Source organism: Variovorax sp. J31P179 (assembly GCF_030316985.1).
Lineage (GTDB): Bacteria > Pseudomonadota > Gammaproteobacteria > Burkholderiales > Burkholderiaceae_C > Variovorax > Variovorax ginsengisoli_B.
Genome location: NZ_JASZYL010000003.1, coordinates 318,363 through 336,471, shown reverse-complemented (window position 1 = coordinate 336,471; position 18,109 = coordinate 318,363). Strand labels below are relative to the sequence as shown.

The window sequence follows — 18,109 nt, the reverse complement described above, 5'->3', positions numbered from 1 at the left end:
GCCGTTCCGTGGCGAGTTCAAGACCGTCCGGACTTTTTTCTACCCGCAATCATTGGAGTCGATAGATGCTGAAGTCAACATGGAGTGGCGCCACGCGCCTCATGCGCGGCCTTTTCGCGGCTGGCCTGCTGGCCGCTGGAGGCGTGGCGCTGGCCCAGCCGGCCGGCACGCCGATCCGGCTGCTGGTCGGCTTTCCGGCCGGCGGCGGCACTGACGTGATCGCCCGCACGCTGGCCGAGAAGCTCAAGGACGAATTGGGCACCTCCGTGGTGGTCGACAACCGCGCCGGCGCCGGCGGCCAGATCGCCGCCCAGGCGCTGAAGGCCGCGCCGGCCGACGGCCACACGCTGTTCCTCTCGCACGACCATTCGATCTCGATCCTGCCGCTGGTGGTGAAGAACCCGGGCTTCGATGCGGCGCGCGATTTCGTGCCGGTGGCCGGCTTCGCGACCTTCGCCAATGCGCTCGCGGTGTCGGGCGGCACGCCCGCCAAGTCGGTCAACGACTACGTGGCCTGGGTCAGGAAGGAGCGCGGCGGCAAGGACACGATCGGCGTTCCGGCGCCGGCCTCGATCCCCGAGTTCCTGGTCAAGCTGATCGGCGCCAAGTACAAGATCGACGTCCAGGCTGCACCCTACCGCGGCAGCGCACCGATGCTGGCCGACATGCTCGGCAACCAGATCTCGGCCGGCATCGGCTCGGTTCCCGACTTCATCGAGAACCAGAAGGCCGGCAAGATCCGCGTCGTCGCGGTGATCGGCGACAAGCGGCAGGCCGTGCTGCCGCAGGTGCCGACCTTCGCCGAACTGGGCCTGGCGGGCCTGGAAGACCTGCCCTACTACGGCATCTTCGCGCCGGTCGGCACGCCGCAGCCCGTGATCGACCGCTTCGGCGTCGCGCTGGCCAAGGTGCTCAAGATGCCGGATGTGCGCGAGCGCCTGACTGCGATGGGCCTCACGGTCGAATTCATGCCGCAGGGCCAGTTCGCCGGCCGCGTGCGCAGCTACACCCAGACCTGGGCGCAGATCATCAAGAACAGCGGCTTCCAGCCCCAGTGAGGCTCAGGCGGCATTGCCGGAGGCGATGCCCCAGCGGGCCACGGCCTCGTCGTCCGTCGCCCGCGCATCGACCCAGCGGGCGCCCTCGGGCGTCTCTTCCTTCTTCCAGAACGGCGCCTGGGTCTTCAGGTAGTCCATCAGGAACTCGCAGGCCAGGAAGCTCTGGCCGCGGTGCGCCGAGGTCACGGCGACCATCATGATCTGGTCCTGCGGCTGCAGCAGGCCGACGCGGTGGATCACGCGGGCGCCGAGGATGTCGAAGCGCTTGCGGGCCTCGTCGATCATGGCCTCGATCGCCTTCTCGGTCATGCCCGGGTAGTGCTCGAGTTCCATCGAGGCCACGGCGCTGCCGTCGTTGCGGTCGCGCACCGTGCCGATGAAGCAGCACACTGCGCCGACCCCGGCGTCGCCGGCACGCAACGCGGCGACCTCCTGCTGCAGGTCGAAGTCCTCTGTCTGGATCGAAACACGGGCGGTGCTCACTGGCCAAACTCCTGCTCGACATCCAGACATCTGGGGGTTGGAACCGGATGTCTCATGCGCGGATTGTGGCACCGCGCCGCCAGCCCGCGAGCGCGAAAAACACGTCGGCGGGCTAGTCGAAGCTCACTTGGTTGGCGATCAGCACGTCGTTGACGACCTGAGTGCCAAGCACGGTGACGTTGACGCCGTTCGACAGGCCGGCTGACGTTCCGTTCATGAACACCACACCGGGCGAACTCGCGTCGACCAACTGTCCGCGCACGCGGAAACGGGCGGCAGACGTGTAGTTGCCTACCGAACCGATCAATGTGTAGGAAGGCAAGGAACCCGCGCCGGGAATGTGCCTGATCTTGAGTTGCGTTGCGATGAGCACCCCGTTCACGAGCGTTCCGCTCACCTCCACCTTGACCCCGTTGCCGATCGTGGAAGCGCGGCCGCCGGTGACGGTGGCCGCGGACGCGTCGACGGTCGAACCCAGGACCTGGAACGCGCCGAGCGTGGCGAAGTTGGTGATCAGGCCCTCGAGCTGTATCTGTGTACCCGTCGTCTTGGGGACCTGGTACCAGCTCTCCAGCTGGGTCGCGACGAGCAGGCCGCCCGACGGCTGGGCCGCGGCGCGAACCCGCACGATGGCGCCGTTCGCCAAGGTGGTCGCATCCACGCCGCCGGCGAAGCCGGCATTGCCGTACGCGACGGTGAGACCGCCCAGCACCAAGGTGCGGCCGAGCGGATCCAATTGCTGCACAGCGCCAGTGACGACCGGCGCCGCATTGGCTGCCGTGCGCTCGACACGCGTGGCGCGCAGGACGCCAGGGTCCGCCGGCAGACCCCAGACCTGCACCGGCGTGCCAACCACCAGGTCGGCCAGCCCCGTCACGTTGCCCCACACCGTGGCGTCGTCGAGCGTGACCCTGGCGCCCATGACCTTGAAGCTTCCGCCGACCAGGTCGACCGATTCGACCGGACCCCGCAGTTCCAGCGCGGACGTCACCTGGCGGGCCACACCATTGACCTTCGAAGCGTCGATCGTGCCCGTGACCTCGACGGACATACCGATCTGGAGCGACCCGGCATCCGGAAGGTTCACGGTGGCAGTGTCGACGTTGTAGCGAACGCTGTTCACGATGATGCTGCCCATGCCGTCGACGGAACCGACGCTGGTCGCATCCGCGGTGCTGACGCCCGTTCCGCCCGACCCCACGCCGGAGGTGTCGCCGCTCGAGGCCGTACTCGTACCGGCGATACCGCCCGCGGCGGTCGATGTGCCTCCCGTCGCGTCGCCGCCCGCATCGCCGGCCGGCGCGCTGGCGGCGGCGCCGGCCGCCGCAGCGGCCGTCGCCCCGGCCGGGATGCCGCTGATCGCCGACACGCCGCTGCTGCCGCCTCCACCACAGGAAAGGAGCAGCAAGGTCAGAAGGAGCCAGAGGCTCGCGAGCCACGGTCTGGAATTCACGATTGGCTAACCCTGGCGCCAGCGTCTGCGGCGGCGTCTTCGTAGTAGGTGTAGATGCCGACGCGGATGCGGCCTGAACCCGCATCGCCCGCCGCGCCGACTGCGCGAAACATTTCGTGGGTCAGTTCATGATGCAACGCGCTCCAGCGCTGGCGCACGAGCATGTGGATGTCTTCGCAATCCTGCATCGTCAGGCCATTCGCATACACGGAGCGCTCAAGCAGGGAAGGCTGTTGCCCAAGTATGTTGGCGACGCCGGCGGACAAATGATCACGCGAATTGTCGCCAAAAAACGCAAGCATGGATTGGAGGTCCTGCGCAGGAACGAAGGCTTCGGCTGCGAGCTCGACATATCCACCCTCCTCCTTCGCCATACCCAACCGCACCAGTTCGTCCAGGATGGCGCGATGGTGCAGATCGCCACGGCTTGCCCGTCTCGCTAGATTTTCGAATGATGGCGCCTGGTCGCGACCGGTGATCGGCAAACGCCGGAGAGCAGCGTCGCCTGCGAAACCCTGCAGCCAGAGCGTGAACGTCTTCGCAGCGGTGGATGCCTCGGTACCGGGTAGCACGCCGTTCGTCTCCCGCACCTTGGCGGTGACTGCCTTGCGATTGAGCCCCGTCGACACTGACAGCTGGCTGATGTTCGGCTCCCTGACGCCCTGGCTGCGCCATAGGCGACGCGCCTCGTCCAGGAAGAGATCTCGCAAGAGTTCCTCCAGGTGAGAGTGCTTCAACCCCACTGCCAACGCCAGCTTGACCACCGGCCGCATGACGCGCGCGCACGCGGCCCGGGTCCAGGCAAGTCGGTTATCCATGGCGATGTGGCATGTCTGCTCGCCGAGTGCTGTCGTGCGACCTTACGTGTAACTAATGGTCACAGATTAGACCATGAAATCCCGCCCCACCAGCGCCGGAACGCTCTCACCGGAGGGTCTCGCTGAACAGCTTTTCATTTGGGGCTTTGCCCCCAATCCGTGATGAAAGTCCGCTTGTCAGACAGGTCCTACGACCATATGTGATAAGTTCCCATTTACAATTGTTCGCATTCAGACACATGTCGCGGTCCAACGTGAGGCGGGCGAAACGGAGAGAGCATGCGCAGGCGAAATGGATTCACGTTGATCGAGGTGCTCATCACGGTGGCGATGGTCGCCATCCTGGCCGCCATCGCGTTGCCGTCCTATACGAAATACATCATCCGTTCCAAGCGTTCGGCGGCGCAGTCGCAGATGATGGACATCGCCAACCGCCAGCAGCAATTCCTGCTGGCCAATCGCAGCTACGCCGATGCGGCCACGCTGGCAAACAGTGGCTACGCGCTGCCTGCGGATGTCAGCGCGAACTATGGCTACGGCATCACGCTGTCGACCACCGCCGTGCCGGGCTTCACGCTGACGTTCACGCCCACCGGCGCTCAGGCCAGCGACGGCACGCTCACTCTCACCAGCGAAGGCGTGAAGTCGCCGGCCGACAAATGGTGACCGGCCTCCCCCATGTCCCGCCTCGTCGCGCACAGCGTGGCGCGACCCTCATCGAGGTGCTGGTCACGCTGCTGATTGTCGCCTTCGGCCTCTTCGGCCTGGTGGGGCTGCATGCACGGATGCAGACCACCGAGATGGAGGCCTACCAGCGTTCGCAGGCGCTGACCTTGCTCGACGACATGGCCAGCCGTATCACCACCAATCGGCGTGCGGCCCTGAGCTACGTCACGGGCAGCCCGCTGGGCGCAGGCGCAGCCTGCCCGAGCGCCACCGGGACCCGACAGCAGATCGACGCGGCCGAATGGTGCAACGCGCTGCTGGGCGCGGGTGAAACCTCGGGCACCAGCAAGGTCGGCGCCGTGATCGGCGGGCGCGGCTGCGTCGAGAGCCTGGGCAACGACGAGTACCTGGTCACCGTGGCCTGGCAAGGCCTCGTGCCCCTCGCGGCACCTTCGGCCGGCGTCGCCTGCGGAAAGAACCAGTACGACGACGCGAACACCCGTTGCAAGAACGACCTGTGCCGCCGCACCGTCACCACGCTGGTACGCATCGGAAAGCTCTCGTGATGCGCGGCAGCCATACCCTTGTCATCCGCTCGCACGCACGGTCGCGCCGCGTCCAGCGCGGCTTGACGCTGATCGAATTGATGGTGTCGATCACCATCACGTTGATCGTCGTGGCCGCGCTGATAGCGCTGTTCCTCAACGTGAGCAACGCGCAGCGTGAGATGGCCAAGATCAACCAGCAAATCGAAAGCGGCCGCGTCAGCATGTTCGTGCTGGAAAACGAAATCGCGCATGCCGGCTTCTGGGAAAACTACATGCCCCAGTTCGATGACCTGACCCTGACCACCATCCCGGCCAACGTGCCGACCGGCGCACCGCCCGATCCCTGCCTGGCCTACACGCCCGCAAACTGGACTCCCGGCTACATGCGCAGCCTGCTCGACGTGGCGGTGCAGGTCTACGATGCGGTGCCCGCCGGTTGCGCCGCGGTGCTGAAGAACAAGAAGGCCAACACCGACGTGCTGGTGGTGCGCCATGCCGAGACTTGCCTGCCGTCGCCCACCTGCGGTGTCGACACCCCGGGCGCGCTGTATTTCCAGTCGTCGACCTGCGGCACGCAAAAGCCTTCCGACTTCGATCTTTCGACGGCAGGCTTCGCCACGATGCTGGCGCGAAACTGCACCACGCCGTCGCCCAAGCGCAAGTTCGTCTCCGACATCTACTACGTGCGCGACTACGCCGACACCGTGGGCGACGGCATTCCGACACTCGCGCGCTCGCGCTTCGACCTCTCAGGCGGCGCTCTGGGACAGCAGCCGCCCGTGGCGCTGATCGAAGGAATCGAAGGCTTTCGCGTCGAACTGGGACTGGACACCCTGAGTTCCACCGGCGCGGCGGTCGACTACACCAAGGCCACCAGTTGGGCCGACGCCAGCAACAGGAGCACGCCGACCGACCGCGGCGACGGCAGCCCCGACGGCGCATTCGTGCACTGCAGCGCTGCTGCGCCTTGCACGGCCGATCAGCTCATCAACGCAGTGGCCGTCAAAATCTACGTGCTGGCGCGCAGCATCGAGCAAACACCCAGCCATACCGATTCGCGCAGCTATACCCTCGGCGGCGCGACGCTGGGCCCCTTCAACGACCACTACAAGCGGCACGCCTTCTCCAGCAGCGTCCGCCTGAACAACGTCGCTGGCCGGAGAGACACACCGTGAGGCGAGTGGTCCGAGCAGCCCGCATCCGGGGTCAGCGCGGCGCAGCGCTGATCGTCGGATTGATCATGCTGGTGCTGATCACGCTCACGGTGGTCGCCGCCTTCTCGCTCACCAACGCCAACCTCAAGGCGGTGGGCAACGTCCAGGTGCGCAACGAGGCAGTCGCCGCTGGCAACCGCGCGATCGAGGAGGTGATGACCTCGCTGCTGCCGCCCGCCGCCGATGGCACGCCCTCGCTCGTGACGCCGGTCGCCACAGTGAGCAACGTGGACATCAACAACGACGGCAACACCGACTACACGGTGCAGGTGGCAGCCCCCACGTGCGTGCGCGCGATCCAGGTGTCCGGCTCCGGCGGCAGCGCAAGCGGTCCCGGCGGCATCAGCGGGGGCGGCTCCTCCAGCGGCTCGGGCCTGTCCGGCGTGCCCAACGCCTACAACTCGGTCTGGGACATCAGCACCTCCATCGCCGACCTCGCCACAGGCGTGAACACCGCCGTGCGCGCCGGCGTGCGCGTGCTGCTCAACCAGGCGCAGTACGACGCCTTCTGCCACTAGCACTTCACACACCACCGCAGCTTCGCACCATGAAAAAAAATCTCATCAAGGCAATTTGCGCTTCGGTGCTGCTGCTGCTGCAGATGGGTCCGGCGCAGGCCGACGACATCGACCTCTTCACCGGCTTCAACCAGTCCACGACGGATATTCCGAACGTGCTGTTCGTCCTCGACAACACAGCCAATTGGAACCAGCCCTTCACGGCGGAGATGGCCGCGCTGCAGACCGCCTTCAACAGTCTGCCGGCCAACAAGTTCCGCGTCGGAGTGATGATGTTCACGGAGACGGGAAAGGGTGACAGCAATTCCGACGGCGCCTACCTGCGCGCCGCCATCCGGACCCTGGACGGTACGTCGCAACCCAAGTACAGCGCCCTGATCAAGAGCCTCGACGTGACGAACGACAAGTCCAACGGCGGCAAGGCCGGGAAGACCATGGTCGAGGTCTACCGCTATCTCACCGGTGGTGCCCCCTACGCGGGCAACAACAAGGCAAAGACGGACTTCAAGACCAACACGGGTGTCAGCACGGCGTCCGACGCCCTCTACGCGCTGGCCGGCAATGCGCTGGGTTCGAAAGCCGGCTCGCCCTACCTGGCGCCCACATCGGCCGGGTGTGCCGGGACCTTCATCATCTACCTGAGCAACGGCCCGGTGCAGGACAACACGAGCGACACCAAGGCGGCCACCAGCGAACTCAAGGCGGCCGGCGCTGGCTTCACGCCCAAGTTGCCCCTGACCGACTGGACCACGCCGATCGTGCTCAGCCCCAGCGGCTCACAGGACAACGTGGCCGACGAATGGGCGCGCTTTTTGTTCCAGAGCATGGGCGTGAAGACCTTCACCCTCGACGTCCTTCCCGGCACGACCGGCCAAGGCCCGGGCTGGTCCGCGATGCTGCAGAGCATGGCCACCGTGAGCCAGGGCACCTACTTCAATCTCACCAACAGTGCCACGCTGGAAAAGGACCTGACCGATGCGTTCGGCGACATCTTCAGCCGCATCCAGTCGGTCAACAGCGCCTTCGCCTCGGTGAGCCTGCCGATGAGCGTGAACACGCAAGGGACCTACCTGAACCAGATCTTCATCGGCATGTTCCGGCCTGACGCCGCAGCCCAGCCGCGCTGGAACGGCAACATCAAGCAATACAAGCTGGGACTGGATGCCGGCAACAACCTGATCCTGCAGGATGCGGCCGACAAGAACGCCGTCAATTCGCAGACCGGTTTCATCACCCCCTGCGCGCGCAGCTTCTGGACCTCTTCGGCGGCGGACAGCTATTGGGCCCAAACACCCTCGGGTGACTGCCTCAACGCCGAAAGCTCCAACAGCCCGGACGGCAACGTCGTGGAAAAAGGCGCGCAAGGCTACCTGCTTCGCAACATGCCGGTGGCCAGTCGCAATCTGCTGACCTGCTCGAGCAGCGGCTGCACCGCCCTGGCCAACTTCGACGACGCGAACACCGCGATCACCCAGACCCTGCTCGGCGTGGCGTCGACCACGGCCCGCACCAACCTGATCAATTGGGCGCGCGGCCTGAACAACAGCACCGTGACCGGCGACGCCGACAAGCTGCTGACCAATGTGGCGGCCACCGCCATGCGGCCCTCGGTGCATGGCGACGTCGTGCATTCACGGCCGGTGGCGCTCAACTACGGCACCGATGCTTCGCCCCAGGTGGTGGTGTTCTACGGCGGCAATGACGGCGTGCTGCGTGCCGTCAACGGCAACCGCACTGCGGCCATCAACGGCAATGCCGCCGGCAGCGAGCTGTGGTCCTTCATGCCGCCGGAGTTCTATGGCAGCCTGGGTCGCCTGTACGGCAACAGCCCCCAGATCAGCTACCCCGGCCTGGTGACCGTCGCGAGTGCCCCCGCCCCGCAACCCAAGGCCTATGGCATGGACGGCCCCGTGGCGGGCTACCAAAGCCCGGGCGGCAATTCGATCTGGGTCTACGCCGGCATGCGGCGCGGCGGCCGCTCGATCTATGCCTTCGACGCCTCGAACATGACCAAGCCGACGCTCAAGTGGCGCCTGGGCTGCCCGAATGCATCCGACGACACGGGCTGCAGCACGGGCGCGTCCGGTATCGGCCAGACCTGGTCGGTTCCCAAGGTGCTGACCGCGCCGAACTACGGCGGCGGCACCAGCCCCCTGCTGCTGGTCGGCGGCGGCTACGACAAATGCGAGGACGCCGACCCCAGCAGCTGCACCGGCACCAGCAAGGGCAATCAGATCTACGTGGTCGATGCGGACACCGGCAGCATACTCAAGACGTTCTCAACGAGCCGCGGGGTGACCGGCGAGATCACGGTGCTGAACGACAGCACCGGCAAGGCCAAGATCGCCTATGCGGCCGACCTGGGCGGCAACGTCTACCGCATCGACGGCATGGCCACCTCGGCGCCCGGTGCATGGACCCTCACCCGGGTGGCCTCGCTGGGCTGCGACACTGTGACGACCTGCAGCCCCAGCCGCAAGTTCATGTTCAGCCCCGACGTCGTCGAGGACAGCAGCGGCGCGAACGTGCTGCTGATCGGCTCCGGCGACCGCGAGAAGCCGCTGCGCAGCTACACGGGCGCACTCAGTGTGGTCAATCATTTCTACATGCTGGTGGACAAGCCGTCGGACAGCACCTGGCTGAGCAACGAGAGCGCCAATTGCGGCGTCGGCAACGGGTTCATGTGCCAGGCGTCGCTTCTCGCGATCAATGGCACCACCAACCCCGACCCGGCGGCGCTGGCCAGCAAGAAGGGCTGGTACTTGGCGCTGGCGGCAGGCGAGCAGGTCGTGACCTCGTCCGTCACGGCCTACGGCACGACGACCTTCAGCACCCATATTCCGAGCGACCCGAACCATATCCAGTCGTGCAAGGCCGACCTTGGCACGGCCAACGTCTACAACCTCGCCTACGCCAATGCGGAAGGCACCGGTACCGGACGCTTCCAGAACGTGGTGGGCGGCGGCCTGTCGCCCTCGCCCGTGGTGCACCGGGTCTTGCTGGACGACGGCAGCCAGCGCGACGTGGTGGTCGGCGGCAGCCCGGTTTCGCCCCTGGCCCCGACCGGCGCCGTGCCTCAGGCAGGCTTCAAGCAGCCGAAGGGCCGGGTCTACTGGTTCATCCAGCGATAGGGTGAATACGATGGCCGTGCTGCGCCTTTCCAAGCATCGGATGTCGTGCCCGCGCGTGCGAGGTCGGGGCTTCACGCTGATCGAACTGCTCGTCACCATCACGGTGCTGGCGGTCCTGGCTGCGGTCGCGGTGCCCGCCTTCGACGGTGTGACTCTGAGCACCCGGCTGAGCTCCTATTCCAACTCGCTGGTCGCGGCCAGCCAGCTCGCGCGCAGCGAAGCGATCAAGCGCAACGCATCGGTCACCCTGTGCGCCTCGGCCGACGGCCTCACCTGCGCCACCAACGGCCAATGGGAAGCGGGCTGGATCGTGCTCAGCGGCACGACCGTGCTGCGCCAGCAGCCGGCGGCCGTGAACGGCTATCACATCCGCGAGGCCGGTGGCGCGTCCGCCCTGAACTACGAGGCCACGGGCCTGGGCGCCACCCAGGCCAGCATCACGGCCTGCCGCGCCAGCCCGACGCTGGGCGGCCAGGGACGCCTGGTCAAGATCAGCGCGACGGGACGAACCTCGATCACGACGACGACTCCCGCGGCTTGCGCCTGAGGCCACTGCCTCGACTTGGAGGCGTGCCGGATCGAGGCGCTGCGATACACTCGCGCGATGCCTTCCAGCGCCCTCCAACGCCTGCCCGCTTCTCGCGAAGCAACGGCCAGCGTGCGCCTGCAAGGCAAAGCCAAAAAACCCGAGCTCGTCTGACCGGAGCCCAGGTTCCGTCGTCGGATGAGCGACGGAACTGCAAGGCCTCGGGCCGAAGTGGGTGGCGTGCGCGCATTCGACGGTGGTTTCCTCCATCGGTCGATTCCTGAAAGGACCACTGCGTGCAAGACGCTCATCACTCCCCTTCCCCCGACTTCTCGGGTCTCTGGATCCCGCTCGTGACCCCGTTCCGGGACCACGCGGTCGACCATGCCGCGCTCGCCGCGCTGGCCGAAAAGCTGGCCGCCACCGGCATCGCCGGCTTCGTGGTCTGCGGCTCGACCGGCGAGGCCGCCGCGCTCGACGAGGACGAGCAGATGGCGGTGCTGGCGACGGTCGCCGCGGCCGCCCCCTCGCTGCCCCGCGTCATGGGCCTGTCGGGCTACCACCTCGGCAAGACGCTGGCCTGGGTCCGGAAGCTGTCTGGCTGCGGCCTGGCCGGCCTGCTGGTGCCGGCGCCGAGCTACATCCGCCCTTCGCAAGCCGGCCTGGAAGAGTGGTTCGGGGCCATCGCCGACGCCAGCGCGGTCCCGCTGCTGGTCTACGACATTCCGTACCGCACCGGCGTCGCGATCGAGCGTGAGACCCTGCTGGCGCTGGCGGCCCACCCGCGGATCCGCGGCATCAAGGACTGCGGCGGCGACATGGCCAAGACCCGGGCCCTGATCGCCGACGGCCGCCTGCAGGTGCTGGCCGGCGAGGACGCGCAACTCTTCGCCACGGTGGCCGAAGGCGGTGCCGGCGCGATCGCCGCCAGTGCGCATCTGCAGACCGAGCGCTTCGTGAAGGTGCTGCGCCTGCTGGACGAGGGGCGGCTGGCCGAGGCACGGGCCGAATGGCAGCCGCTGCTGCCCCTGATCGAAGCCATGTTCTCCGATGCCAACCCGGGTCCGCTGAAGGCGGCGCTCGCCGCCCGGGGCTTGATGCAGGACGAGCTGCGCCCGCCGATGACCCGCGTTCCGCCCGAGCGGCGCCAGCGCCTGCTCGACACGCTGCAGGGGCTCAGCCGCCCGTGACCGGCGGGAAGAAAGCGACCTCGCTGCCCTCGCGCAGCGCTGCGCTCTCGCTGCTCATGATCTGGTCGAGCGCCATGCGCACGGCCCGGCCCCGGGCCAGCGCGCTGGCATGTGGTTCGCCACGCGCGATCAGTTCGTCGCGCAGGGCGCCGAGGTCGGCCGCGCGGGTGTCGACGGTCTCGCTGCCGGTTCCCAGCGCCTCGCGCACCGAAGCAAAGTAACGGACCTTGACTTGCATGGTCAGCCGAGCAGCGAGGCGAAGGGAATGAACTGCACCGTGTCGCCGGCCTTGAAGGGCTGGCCCGCCGGCGTGTCGATCACGCCGTCGCCCCAGACCATGGAGGTCAGCACGCCGGAGCTCTGGTTGCCGAACACGTCGAGCCCGCCCGCCGCATTGCGCCGGGCGCGCAGGAACTCGCGCCGCCGGTCGGCCCTCGGCCAGTCGAAATCGGCACGCACCGCGATCGGCTCGGGCGCCACGCGCGTCGCGCCCTGCAGGGTCAGCAGGAAGGGCCGCACCAGCAGCAGGAAAGTCAGGAAGCTCGAGACCGGATTGCCGGGCAGCCCCGTCAGGTGCGTGTCGCCGATGCGGCCATAGGCGAAGGGCTTGCCCGGCTTCATCGACAGCGACCAGAGATCGAGCTGGCCGAGATGCTGCACCGCGGCCTTGATATGGTCTTCCTCGCCGACCGAGACGCCGCCGGTGGTGATGATCAGGTCGTTGCCGAGCGATGCGGCGGCCAGCGCCTCGATGGTCGTCTCGCGCCGGTCCGGCACGATGCCCAGGTCGTTGACCTCGCACCCGAGCCGCACCAGCAGGGCCCGCATGAAGAATCGGTTCGAGTTGTAGATCGAGCCCGGCTTCATCGCCTCGGGCGCCACCTCGCCCGGCATCACGAGCTCGTCGCCGGTCGACAGCAAGGCCACGCGCGGGCGCCTCGACACCTGCAGCCGGTCGAGCCCGACGCTGGCCGCCAGGCCGAGTCCGGCCGGCGTCAGCCGCTCGCCGCGGGCAAGGACCACGTCGCCCGCCGCGACGTCTTCGCCGGCGCGGCGGATCCACTGGCCGGCAGCCGGCGCGAGCTCGATGCGCACGCGGCCCAGGCCGCCCTCCTCGGCCAGCGCAGCCGTGTCTTCCTGCATCACGACGGCATCGGCGCCCTCGGGGATCTGGGCGCCGGTGAAGATGCGCGCCGCGGTGCCGGCGGCGAGCGGCGTGCCGACACTGCCGGCCGGAATCCGCTGCGCCACCCGCAGCACGGTGCCCGCAGTCGCGCAATCGGCGCTGCGCACCGCGTAGCCGTCCATCGAGCTGTTGTCGCGCGGCGGCACGGTCAGGCCCGACACCACGTCCTGCGCCAGCACCCGGCCGTCGGCCTCGAAGGTCGACACGCTCTCGCTGCCCAGGCGGGGCGTGGCGGCGGCGAGCAATCGCGCCAGCGCCTCATCGAGCGGCATCAGGGGGGGACGGTTCGAAGCGCTAGCCATGGTGGTCTACCTTGTAGTCGAAACGCTCGGCATGCCGCAGCAGCCAGTCGCCGATGCCATCGACGTCGTCGAGGTCAAAGATCGGCAGCTCGGTGGGCCGGGGCAGGCGCGCGGGATCGTCGGTCGCGATGCCGACGACGAAGGCGTCCTCGAGGTAGCGTGCCGGGCGCGGCGCCTCACCCTCGGCGGGCGCGCGAAAGACCTCGATCTTGAACAGGTCGCTGTGCTTGAAGCCCTCGACCAGCACCCAGTCGACCCCGTGGTCGAGTTCCGCGATGAGCGCGTGCACGCCGAGCTCGGTCGGGCGCTCGAACTCGCGCATCAGCGCCAGCCGCTTGTCGGAGGCCACCACGACCTCGAAGGCACCGGCCTCGCGATGGCGGAAGGTGTCCTTGCCCGGATGGTCGATGTCGAACTTGTGGTGCGCATGCTTGACCACCGACACGCGCTGGCCCAGCAGCCTGAGCACAGGAATGAGCCGCTCGACCAGCGTGGTCTTGCCCGCACCCGAGTAGCCGGCGAAGCCGATGACTTTCATGCGCGGTCGGCCCGCTCAGTCGTCGCAGTGCTGGGCAATGTAGGCTTTCACGGCCTCGGCATCGGCCGGCAGCTTGACGACCCGCTTGGGCAGCGCCTCGATGCCATCGAAGCGCGCCGGCCGCTCCGGCTCGTGGCCCAGCGCCTCGACGATGGTCTCGGCGAACTTGATCGGCAGCGCGGTCTCGAGCACGATCATCGGCACGCCCGCGACCAAGTGCTCGCGCGCAGCCTTGAGGCCGTCGGCGGTATGGGTGTCGATCAGTGTCGCGAACCGCTTGTCGGTATCGCGAATGGTGGCCAGGCGGTCGGCATGGGTGCTGCGGCTGCTGGCGAAACCGAAGCGTGTCGCCGCCTCGGCGAAGACCGGGTCGCCGCTCAGGTCGAAGCGGCCGGCCCGGCCCAGCTCGCCCTCGAACAGCGCACGCGTCTTGGCGCCGTCGCGGCCCACCAGGTCGAACACGAAGCGCTCGAAGTTGCTGGCCTTGGAGATGTCCATCGAGGGGCTCGAGGTCTCGTGGGTGTCGGCGGCCGCGCGCACGCGGTAGACGCCGGTGCGGAAGAACTCGTCGAGCACGTCGTTCTCGTTGGTCGCCACCACCAGCGTGCGGATCGGCAGGCCCATCATGCGGGCCACGTGGCCCGCGCAGACATTGCCGAAGTTGCCCGAAGGCACGGTGAAGCTGACCTGCTTGTCGTTCGAAGCCGTGGCCTGGAAGTAGCCGGCGAAGTAATACACGACCTGGGCCAGCAGCCGCGCCCAGTTGATCGAATTGACCGTGCCGATCTTGTACTTGCGCTTGAAGCCCAGGTCGTTCGACACCGCCTTGACGATGTCCTGGCAGTCGTCGAACACGCCGCTGATGGCGATGTTGTGGATGTTCGCGTCCTGCAGGCTGAACATCTGGGCCTGCTGGAACGGGCTCATGCGGCCGTCGGGCGAGGTCATGAAGACCCGCACGCCCTTCTTGCCGCGCATCGCGTACTCGGCCGCGCTGCCGGTGTCGCCGCTGGTGGCGCCGAGGATGTTGAGCTGCTCGCCGCGGCGGTTCAGTTCGTACTCGAACAGGTTGCCGAGCAGCTGCATCGCCATGTCCTTGAAGGCCAGGGTCGGGCCGTTCGACAGGGCTTCGAGGTAGACGCCGTCCTCGAGTTCGCGCAGCGGCACGATCTCGTCGCTGCCGAACACTTCGGCGGTGTAGGTCCTGGCGCAGAGTGCCTTCAGGTCGGCGGCCGGGATGTCATCGACGTAAAGCGAGAGCACCTCGAAAGCCAGTTCGGCGTAGCTCAGGCCGCGCCATTTCTCGAGCGTCGCCGCATCGACCTTCGGATACTGCTCGGGCAGGTAGAGGCCGCCGTCGGGCGCCAGGCCCTCGAGCAGGATGTCGCAGAAGCGGCGGCGGTCCGGGTGACCGCGCGTGGACAGGTAGCGCATCAGGAGAGCTCTTCCTTGCGGATGCGCACGATCGGCGCCAGCACGGTCGGCAGTGCCTGCAGCTGCGCCATGGCGTCGTCGAGCGTGCCCTCGCGGGTGTCGTGCGTGAGGATGATGAGGTCAGTCTGGGTCGAGCCTTCGCCGCCCACTTCGTCGGCTTCGCGCTGCAGCACGGCGTCGATGCTGATGCCCGCGCTGGCCAGCAGGCCCGTGACCTTGGCCAGCACGCCGGCTTCGTCGGCCACGCGCAGGCGCAGGTAGTAGCTGGTCACGACCTCGGCCATCGGCACGATCTTCAGGTCGCTCATCGCGTCCGGATGGAAAGCCAGGTGCGGCACGCGGTGCGCGGCGTCGGCCGTGTGCAGGCGCGCGATGTCGACCAGGTCGGCGATCACCGCGCTGGCGGTCGGCTCGCTGCCCGCGCCCTTGCCGTAATAGAGCGTGGTGCCGACGGCGTCGCCGTGAACCACCACCGCATTCATCGCGCCCTCGACGTTGGCCAGCAGGCGCTTCGACGGCACCAGCGCCGGATGCACGCGCAGCTCGACGCCCTGCGCCACGCGGCGGGTCACGCCCAGCAGCTTGATGCGGTAGCCCAGCTGCTCGGCGTACTTGATGTCCTGCGCCGCGAGCTTGGTGATGCCCTCGACGTGCGCACGGTCGAACTGCACCGGGATGCCGAACGCGATCGCGCTCATCAGCGTGACCTTGTGCGCCGCATCGACGCCTTCGATGTCGAAGGTCGGGTCGGCCTCGGCGTAGCCCAGGCGCTGCGCCTCCTTGAGCACGGTCGCGAAATCGAGCCCCTTGTCGCGCATCTCGGACAGGATGAAGTTGGTGGTGCCGTTGATGATGCCGGCGATCCACTGGATCGAGTTGGCCGTCAGCCCTTCGCGCAGCGCCTTGATGATCGGGATGCCGCCCGCCACCGCCGCCTCGAAGGCCACCATCACGCCCTTGGCGTGGGCGGCCGCGAAGATCTCGGTGCCGTGCACCGCGAGCAGCGCCTTGTTGGCCGTGACCACGTGCTTGCCGGCGGCGATCGCCTCGAGCACCAGCTGCCTGGCGATGCCGTAGCCGCCGATCAGCTCGACCACGATGTCGATCTCGGGGTTGGCGATCACGGCGCGCGCGTCGGCGACCACCTGCACGCCCTCGCCGACCACCGCCTTCGCGCGCGCCGTGTCGAGGTCGGCGACCATCGTGATCTCGATGCCGCGGCCGGCGCGGCGCTTGATTTCTTCCTGATTGCGGCGTAGCACCTGGAAGGTGCCGCTACCGACGGTGCCGATGCCGAGCAGGCCAACTTGGATGGGTTTCATTCGATGTGTCTTCTGGAGCAATGGGGGGACTCAGGCCGCAACCCGGTTTCGATAGCGTTCGAGGAAGCCGGCGATGCGGTTGACCGCCTCGCGCAGATCCTCTTCGTGCGGCAGGAACACGATCCTGAAATGGTCGGGCGTGGCCCAGTTGAAGCCCGTGCCCTGCACCAGCATCACCTTGGTCTCCTTCAGCAGATCGAGGAAGAACTGCCGGTCGTCCTCGATCGGGTAGACCTTCGGATCGAGCTTGGGAAACATGTAGAGCGCCGCGCTGGGCTTGACGCAGCTCACACCCGGAATCGCGGTGATCAGGTCGTAGGCCAGGTCGCGCTGGCGGCGCAGGCGCCCACCCGGGGCGACCAGGTCGTTGATGCTCTGGTAGCCGCCGAGCGCGGTCTGGATCGCCCACTGGCCCGGCACGTTGGCGCACAGCCGCATGTTCGAGAGCATGTTGAGGCCCTCGATGTAGTCTCGCGCCATCTTCTTGTCGCCCGACACCACCAGCCAGCCGGCGCGGTAGCCGCAGGAGCGATAGCTCTTGGACAGCGAGTTGAAGGTCAGCGTCAGGACGTCCTTCGACAAGCTGGCGATCGCCGTGTGCCGGACGCCGTCGTACAGGACCTTGTCGTAAACCTCGTCGGCGAAGATCACCAGGCCGTGCTCGCGGGCGATCGCGACGATGCCCTTGAGCAGGTCGTCCGAGTAGAGCGCGCCGGTGGGGTTGTTCGGGTTGATCACCACGATGCCGCGGGTGCGCGGCGTGATCTTGGCGCGGATGTCGTCGAGGCTCGGCATCCAGCCGTTGTCCTCGTCGCACACGTAATGCACCGGGCGGCCGCCCGACAGGCTCGCGACCGCGGTCCACAGCGGATAGTCGGGGGCCGGCAGCAGCAGCTCGTCGCCGTCGTTGAGCAGCGCGTTGGTGGCCATCGCGATCAGCTCGCTGGCGCCGTTGCCGAGGTAGATGTCGTCGAGCGTGACACCGGCGATGCCCTGCTTCTGGGTCTCGTGCATCACCGCCTTGCGCGCCGCGAAGATGCCCTTGCTGTCCGAGTAGCCGGCCGAGGCCGGCAGGTTGCGGATCATGTCCTGCTGCACCTCCTCGGGCGCATCGAAGCCGAACACGGCCAGATTGCCGATGTTGAGCTTGATGATCTTCTGGCCCTCTTCCTCCATCTGCTTCGCGGCGTCCATGATCGGGCCGCGGATGTCGTAGAGCACATTGGCCAGCTTGGCCGATTTCTTGAGCGGTTTCAAAGTCCCTCCAAGGGGGTCTGCGCAGGGGAAAACCTATAATTTGACCACATTTCAACCCCCTCTCCGATGAAGCTCCAGCCTGACAAATCCGACGTCCAGACCCTCACTGCGCACGGCCCGGGCTGGGTCGCGATCAACAATGAACGGGTCGAATCCAGCGTCGTGGTCGGCTCCCGCGGGGAGCGCTTCGAGTGGGACGCCAGCGACTTCAGCCAGCTCGGCGCCGAGCATTTCGCCCAGCTGGCCTCGCTGGGCGCCGAACTGATCATCTTCGGCAGCGGCAAGCGCATCCGCTTCCCGCAGCCGGCCTGGCTGCAGCCCCTGATGGCGCAGCGCACCGGCGTCGAAACCATGGACACGGCCGCGGCCTGCCGCACCTACAACATCCTCGCGAGCGAGGGGCGCCATGTGCTCGCTGCGCTGTTGATCGAGAAGCCGTGAGGGCAATTGGAGTCGCCCTGAGGG

18 protein-coding genes are annotated in these 18,109 nt (G+C 67.4%); 9 read left to right on the top strand and 9 right to left on the bottom strand.

Translation table 11 applies throughout. The features are described from left to right. Window positions 1-65: 65 nt before the first annotated feature. Window positions 66-1,058, top strand: a complete 993-nt coding sequence (locus tag QTI17_RS09770; protein WP_503011033.1) for a Bug family tripartite tricarboxylate transporter substrate binding protein — start codon at window positions 66-68, stop codon at window positions 1,056-1,058. Window positions 1,059-1,061: 3 nt separating this feature from the next. On the opposite strand, the gene QTI17_RS09765 is transcribed toward QTI17_RS09770, so the two are convergent. The 3 genes from QTI17_RS09765 to QTI17_RS09755 form a co-directional block, all read right to left on the bottom strand. Beyond that, entirely contained in the window at window positions 1,062-1,541 is a 480-nt protein-coding gene (locus QTI17_RS09765; RefSeq protein WP_286532742.1) for a molybdenum cofactor biosynthesis protein MoaE, read from the bottom strand. Between the two features lie 112 nt (window positions 1,542-1,653). Then, window positions 1,654-2,949 (bottom strand): DUF5666 domain-containing protein, encoded by a 1,296-nt coding sequence (locus QTI17_RS09760; RefSeq protein ID WP_286532741.1) that lies wholly within the window; start codon window positions 2,947-2,949, stop codon window positions 1,654-1,656. Between the two features lie 41 nt (window positions 2,950-2,990). Further along, on the bottom strand, window positions 2,991-3,812 hold the full coding sequence (locus QTI17_RS09755) for a DUF6502 family protein (protein WP_286532740.1): 822 nt from the start codon (window positions 3,810-3,812) through the stop codon (window positions 2,991-2,993). Between the two features lie 279 nt (window positions 3,813-4,091). On the opposite strand from QTI17_RS09755, the gene QTI17_RS09750 reads away from it, so the two are divergent. The 7 genes from QTI17_RS09750 (at window position 4,092) to dapA (ending at window position 11,605) form a co-directional block, all read left to right on the top strand. Then, on the top strand, window positions 4,092-4,478 hold the full coding sequence (locus tag QTI17_RS09750) for a type IV pilin protein (RefSeq protein ID WP_286532738.1): 387 nt from the start codon (window positions 4,092-4,094) through the stop codon (window positions 4,476-4,478). Beyond that, complete coding sequence (locus tag QTI17_RS09745; protein ID WP_286532736.1) at window positions 4,472-5,044, top strand: prepilin-type N-terminal cleavage/methylation domain-containing protein; 573 nt, start codon at window positions 4,472-4,474, stop codon at window positions 5,042-5,044. Before QTI17_RS09750 ends, QTI17_RS09745 begins: the two co-directional genes overlap by 7 nt. Then, entirely contained in the window at window positions 5,044-6,201 is a 1,158-nt protein-coding gene (locus tag QTI17_RS09740) for a PilW family protein (RefSeq protein WP_286532732.1), read from the top strand. Before QTI17_RS09745 ends, QTI17_RS09740 begins: the two co-directional genes overlap by 1 nt. Next, complete coding sequence (locus tag QTI17_RS09735; protein WP_286532729.1) at window positions 6,198-6,758, top strand: pilus assembly PilX family protein; 561 nt, start codon at window positions 6,198-6,200, stop codon at window positions 6,756-6,758. Before QTI17_RS09740 ends, QTI17_RS09735 begins: the two co-directional genes overlap by 4 nt. A gap of 29 nt (window positions 6,759-6,787) precedes the next feature. Beyond that, window positions 6,788-9,889: a pilus assembly protein gene (locus tag QTI17_RS09730; protein WP_286532725.1), complete on the top strand. Its 3,102-nt coding sequence runs from the start codon at window positions 6,788-6,790 to the stop codon at window positions 9,887-9,889. Window positions 9,890-9,905: 16 nt separating this feature from the next. Continuing rightward, window positions 9,906-10,436: a GspH/FimT family pseudopilin gene (locus QTI17_RS09725; protein WP_286532722.1), complete on the top strand. Its 531-nt coding sequence runs from the start codon at window positions 9,906-9,908 to the stop codon at window positions 10,434-10,436. Between the two features lie 275 nt (window positions 10,437-10,711). Continuing rightward, the gene (gene dapA, locus QTI17_RS09720; protein WP_286532721.1) at window positions 10,712-11,605 is read left to right on the top strand and encodes a 4-hydroxy-tetrahydrodipicolinate synthase; all 894 of its coding nucleotides are present in this window, start codon (window positions 10,712-10,714) and stop codon (window positions 11,603-11,605) included. Here dapA and moaD read toward each other — a convergent pair. From moaD to QTI17_RS09690, 6 genes are read right to left on the bottom strand one after another with little or no spacing between them, the layout of a single operon-like run. Then, window positions 11,592-11,843 (bottom strand): molybdopterin converting factor subunit 1, encoded by a 252-nt coding sequence (gene moaD, locus QTI17_RS09715; RefSeq protein ID WP_286532719.1) that lies wholly within the window; start codon window positions 11,841-11,843, stop codon window positions 11,592-11,594. The two genes, dapA and moaD, sit on opposite strands and share 14 nt — an antisense overlap. Window positions 11,844-11,845: 2 nt before the next feature. Next, window positions 11,846-13,093, bottom strand: coding sequence for a molybdopterin molybdotransferase MoeA (locus tag QTI17_RS09710; protein WP_286532717.1), 1,248 nt, complete (start codon window positions 13,091-13,093; stop codon window positions 11,846-11,848). Next, the gene (mobB, locus tag QTI17_RS09705) at window positions 13,086-13,631 is read right to left on the bottom strand and encodes a molybdopterin-guanine dinucleotide biosynthesis protein B (protein ID WP_286532716.1); all 546 of its coding nucleotides are present in this window, start codon (window positions 13,629-13,631) and stop codon (window positions 13,086-13,088) included. Before mobB ends, QTI17_RS09710 begins: the two co-directional genes overlap by 8 nt. 15 nt (window positions 13,632-13,646) lie before the next feature. Further along, on the bottom strand, window positions 13,647-15,065 hold the full coding sequence (thrC, locus tag QTI17_RS09700; protein WP_286532713.1) for a threonine synthase: 1,419 nt from the start codon (window positions 15,063-15,065) through the stop codon (window positions 13,647-13,649). After that, window positions 15,065-16,387: a homoserine dehydrogenase gene (locus QTI17_RS09695; RefSeq protein ID WP_286532710.1), complete on the bottom strand. Its 1,323-nt coding sequence runs from the start codon at window positions 16,385-16,387 to the stop codon at window positions 15,065-15,067. The genes thrC and QTI17_RS09695 overlap by 1 nt, the downstream gene beginning before the upstream one ends. 30 nt (window positions 16,388-16,417) lie before the next feature. Next, window positions 16,418-17,644 carry a pyridoxal phosphate-dependent aminotransferase gene (locus tag QTI17_RS09690; protein WP_286532708.1) on the bottom strand — a complete coding sequence of 409 codons (1,227 nt, stop codon included), beginning with the start codon at window positions 17,642-17,644 and terminating at the stop codon, window positions 16,418-16,420. A gap of 66 nt (window positions 17,645-17,710) precedes the next feature. On the opposite strand from QTI17_RS09690, the gene QTI17_RS09685 reads away from it, so the two are divergent. Next, a complete protein-coding gene (locus tag QTI17_RS09685; protein WP_286532706.1) occupies window positions 17,711-18,085 on the top strand; it encodes an Mth938-like domain-containing protein in 375 nt (124 codons plus the stop codon). Window positions 18,086-18,109 lie beyond the last annotated feature (24 nt).

Coding starts and splice junctions, on each gene's coding strand:
- mobB (WP_286532716.1), bottom strand. CDS start 13,631: ATGAAAGTCATCGGCTTCGCCGGCTACTCGGGTGCGGGCAAGACCACG.
- QTI17_RS09770 (WP_503011033.1), top strand. CDS start 66: ATGCTGAAGTCAACATGGAGTGGCGCCACGCGCCTCATGCGCGGCCTT.
- QTI17_RS09745 (WP_286532736.1), top strand. CDS start 4,472: ATGGTGACCGGCCTCCCCCATGTCCCGCCTCGTCGCGCACAGCGTGGC.
- moaD (WP_286532719.1), bottom strand. CDS start 11,843: ATGCAAGTCAAGGTCCGTTACTTTGCTTCGGTGCGCGAGGCGCTGGGA.
- QTI17_RS09750 (WP_286532738.1), top strand. CDS start 4,092: ATGCGCAGGCGAAATGGATTCACGTTGATCGAGGTGCTCATCACGGTG.
- QTI17_RS09695 (WP_286532710.1), bottom strand. CDS start 16,387: ATGAAACCCATCCAAGTTGGCCTGCTCGGCATCGGCACCGTCGGTAGC.
- QTI17_RS09730 (WP_286532725.1), top strand. CDS start 6,788: ATGAAAAAAAATCTCATCAAGGCAATTTGCGCTTCGGTGCTGCTGCTG.
- thrC (WP_286532713.1), bottom strand. CDS start 15,065: ATGCGCTACCTGTCCACGCGCGGTCACCCGGACCGCCGCCGCTTCTGC.
- QTI17_RS09685 (WP_286532706.1), top strand. CDS start 17,711: ATGAAGCTCCAGCCTGACAAATCCGACGTCCAGACCCTCACTGCGCAC.
- QTI17_RS09755 (WP_286532740.1), bottom strand. CDS start 3,812: ATGGATAACCGACTTGCCTGGACCCGGGCCGCGTGCGCGCGCGTCATG.
- QTI17_RS09740 (WP_286532732.1), top strand. CDS start 5,044: ATGCGCGGCAGCCATACCCTTGTCATCCGCTCGCACGCACGGTCGCGC.
- QTI17_RS09710 (WP_286532717.1), bottom strand. CDS start 13,093: ATGGCTAGCGCTTCGAACCGTCCCCCCCTGATGCCGCTCGATGAGGCG.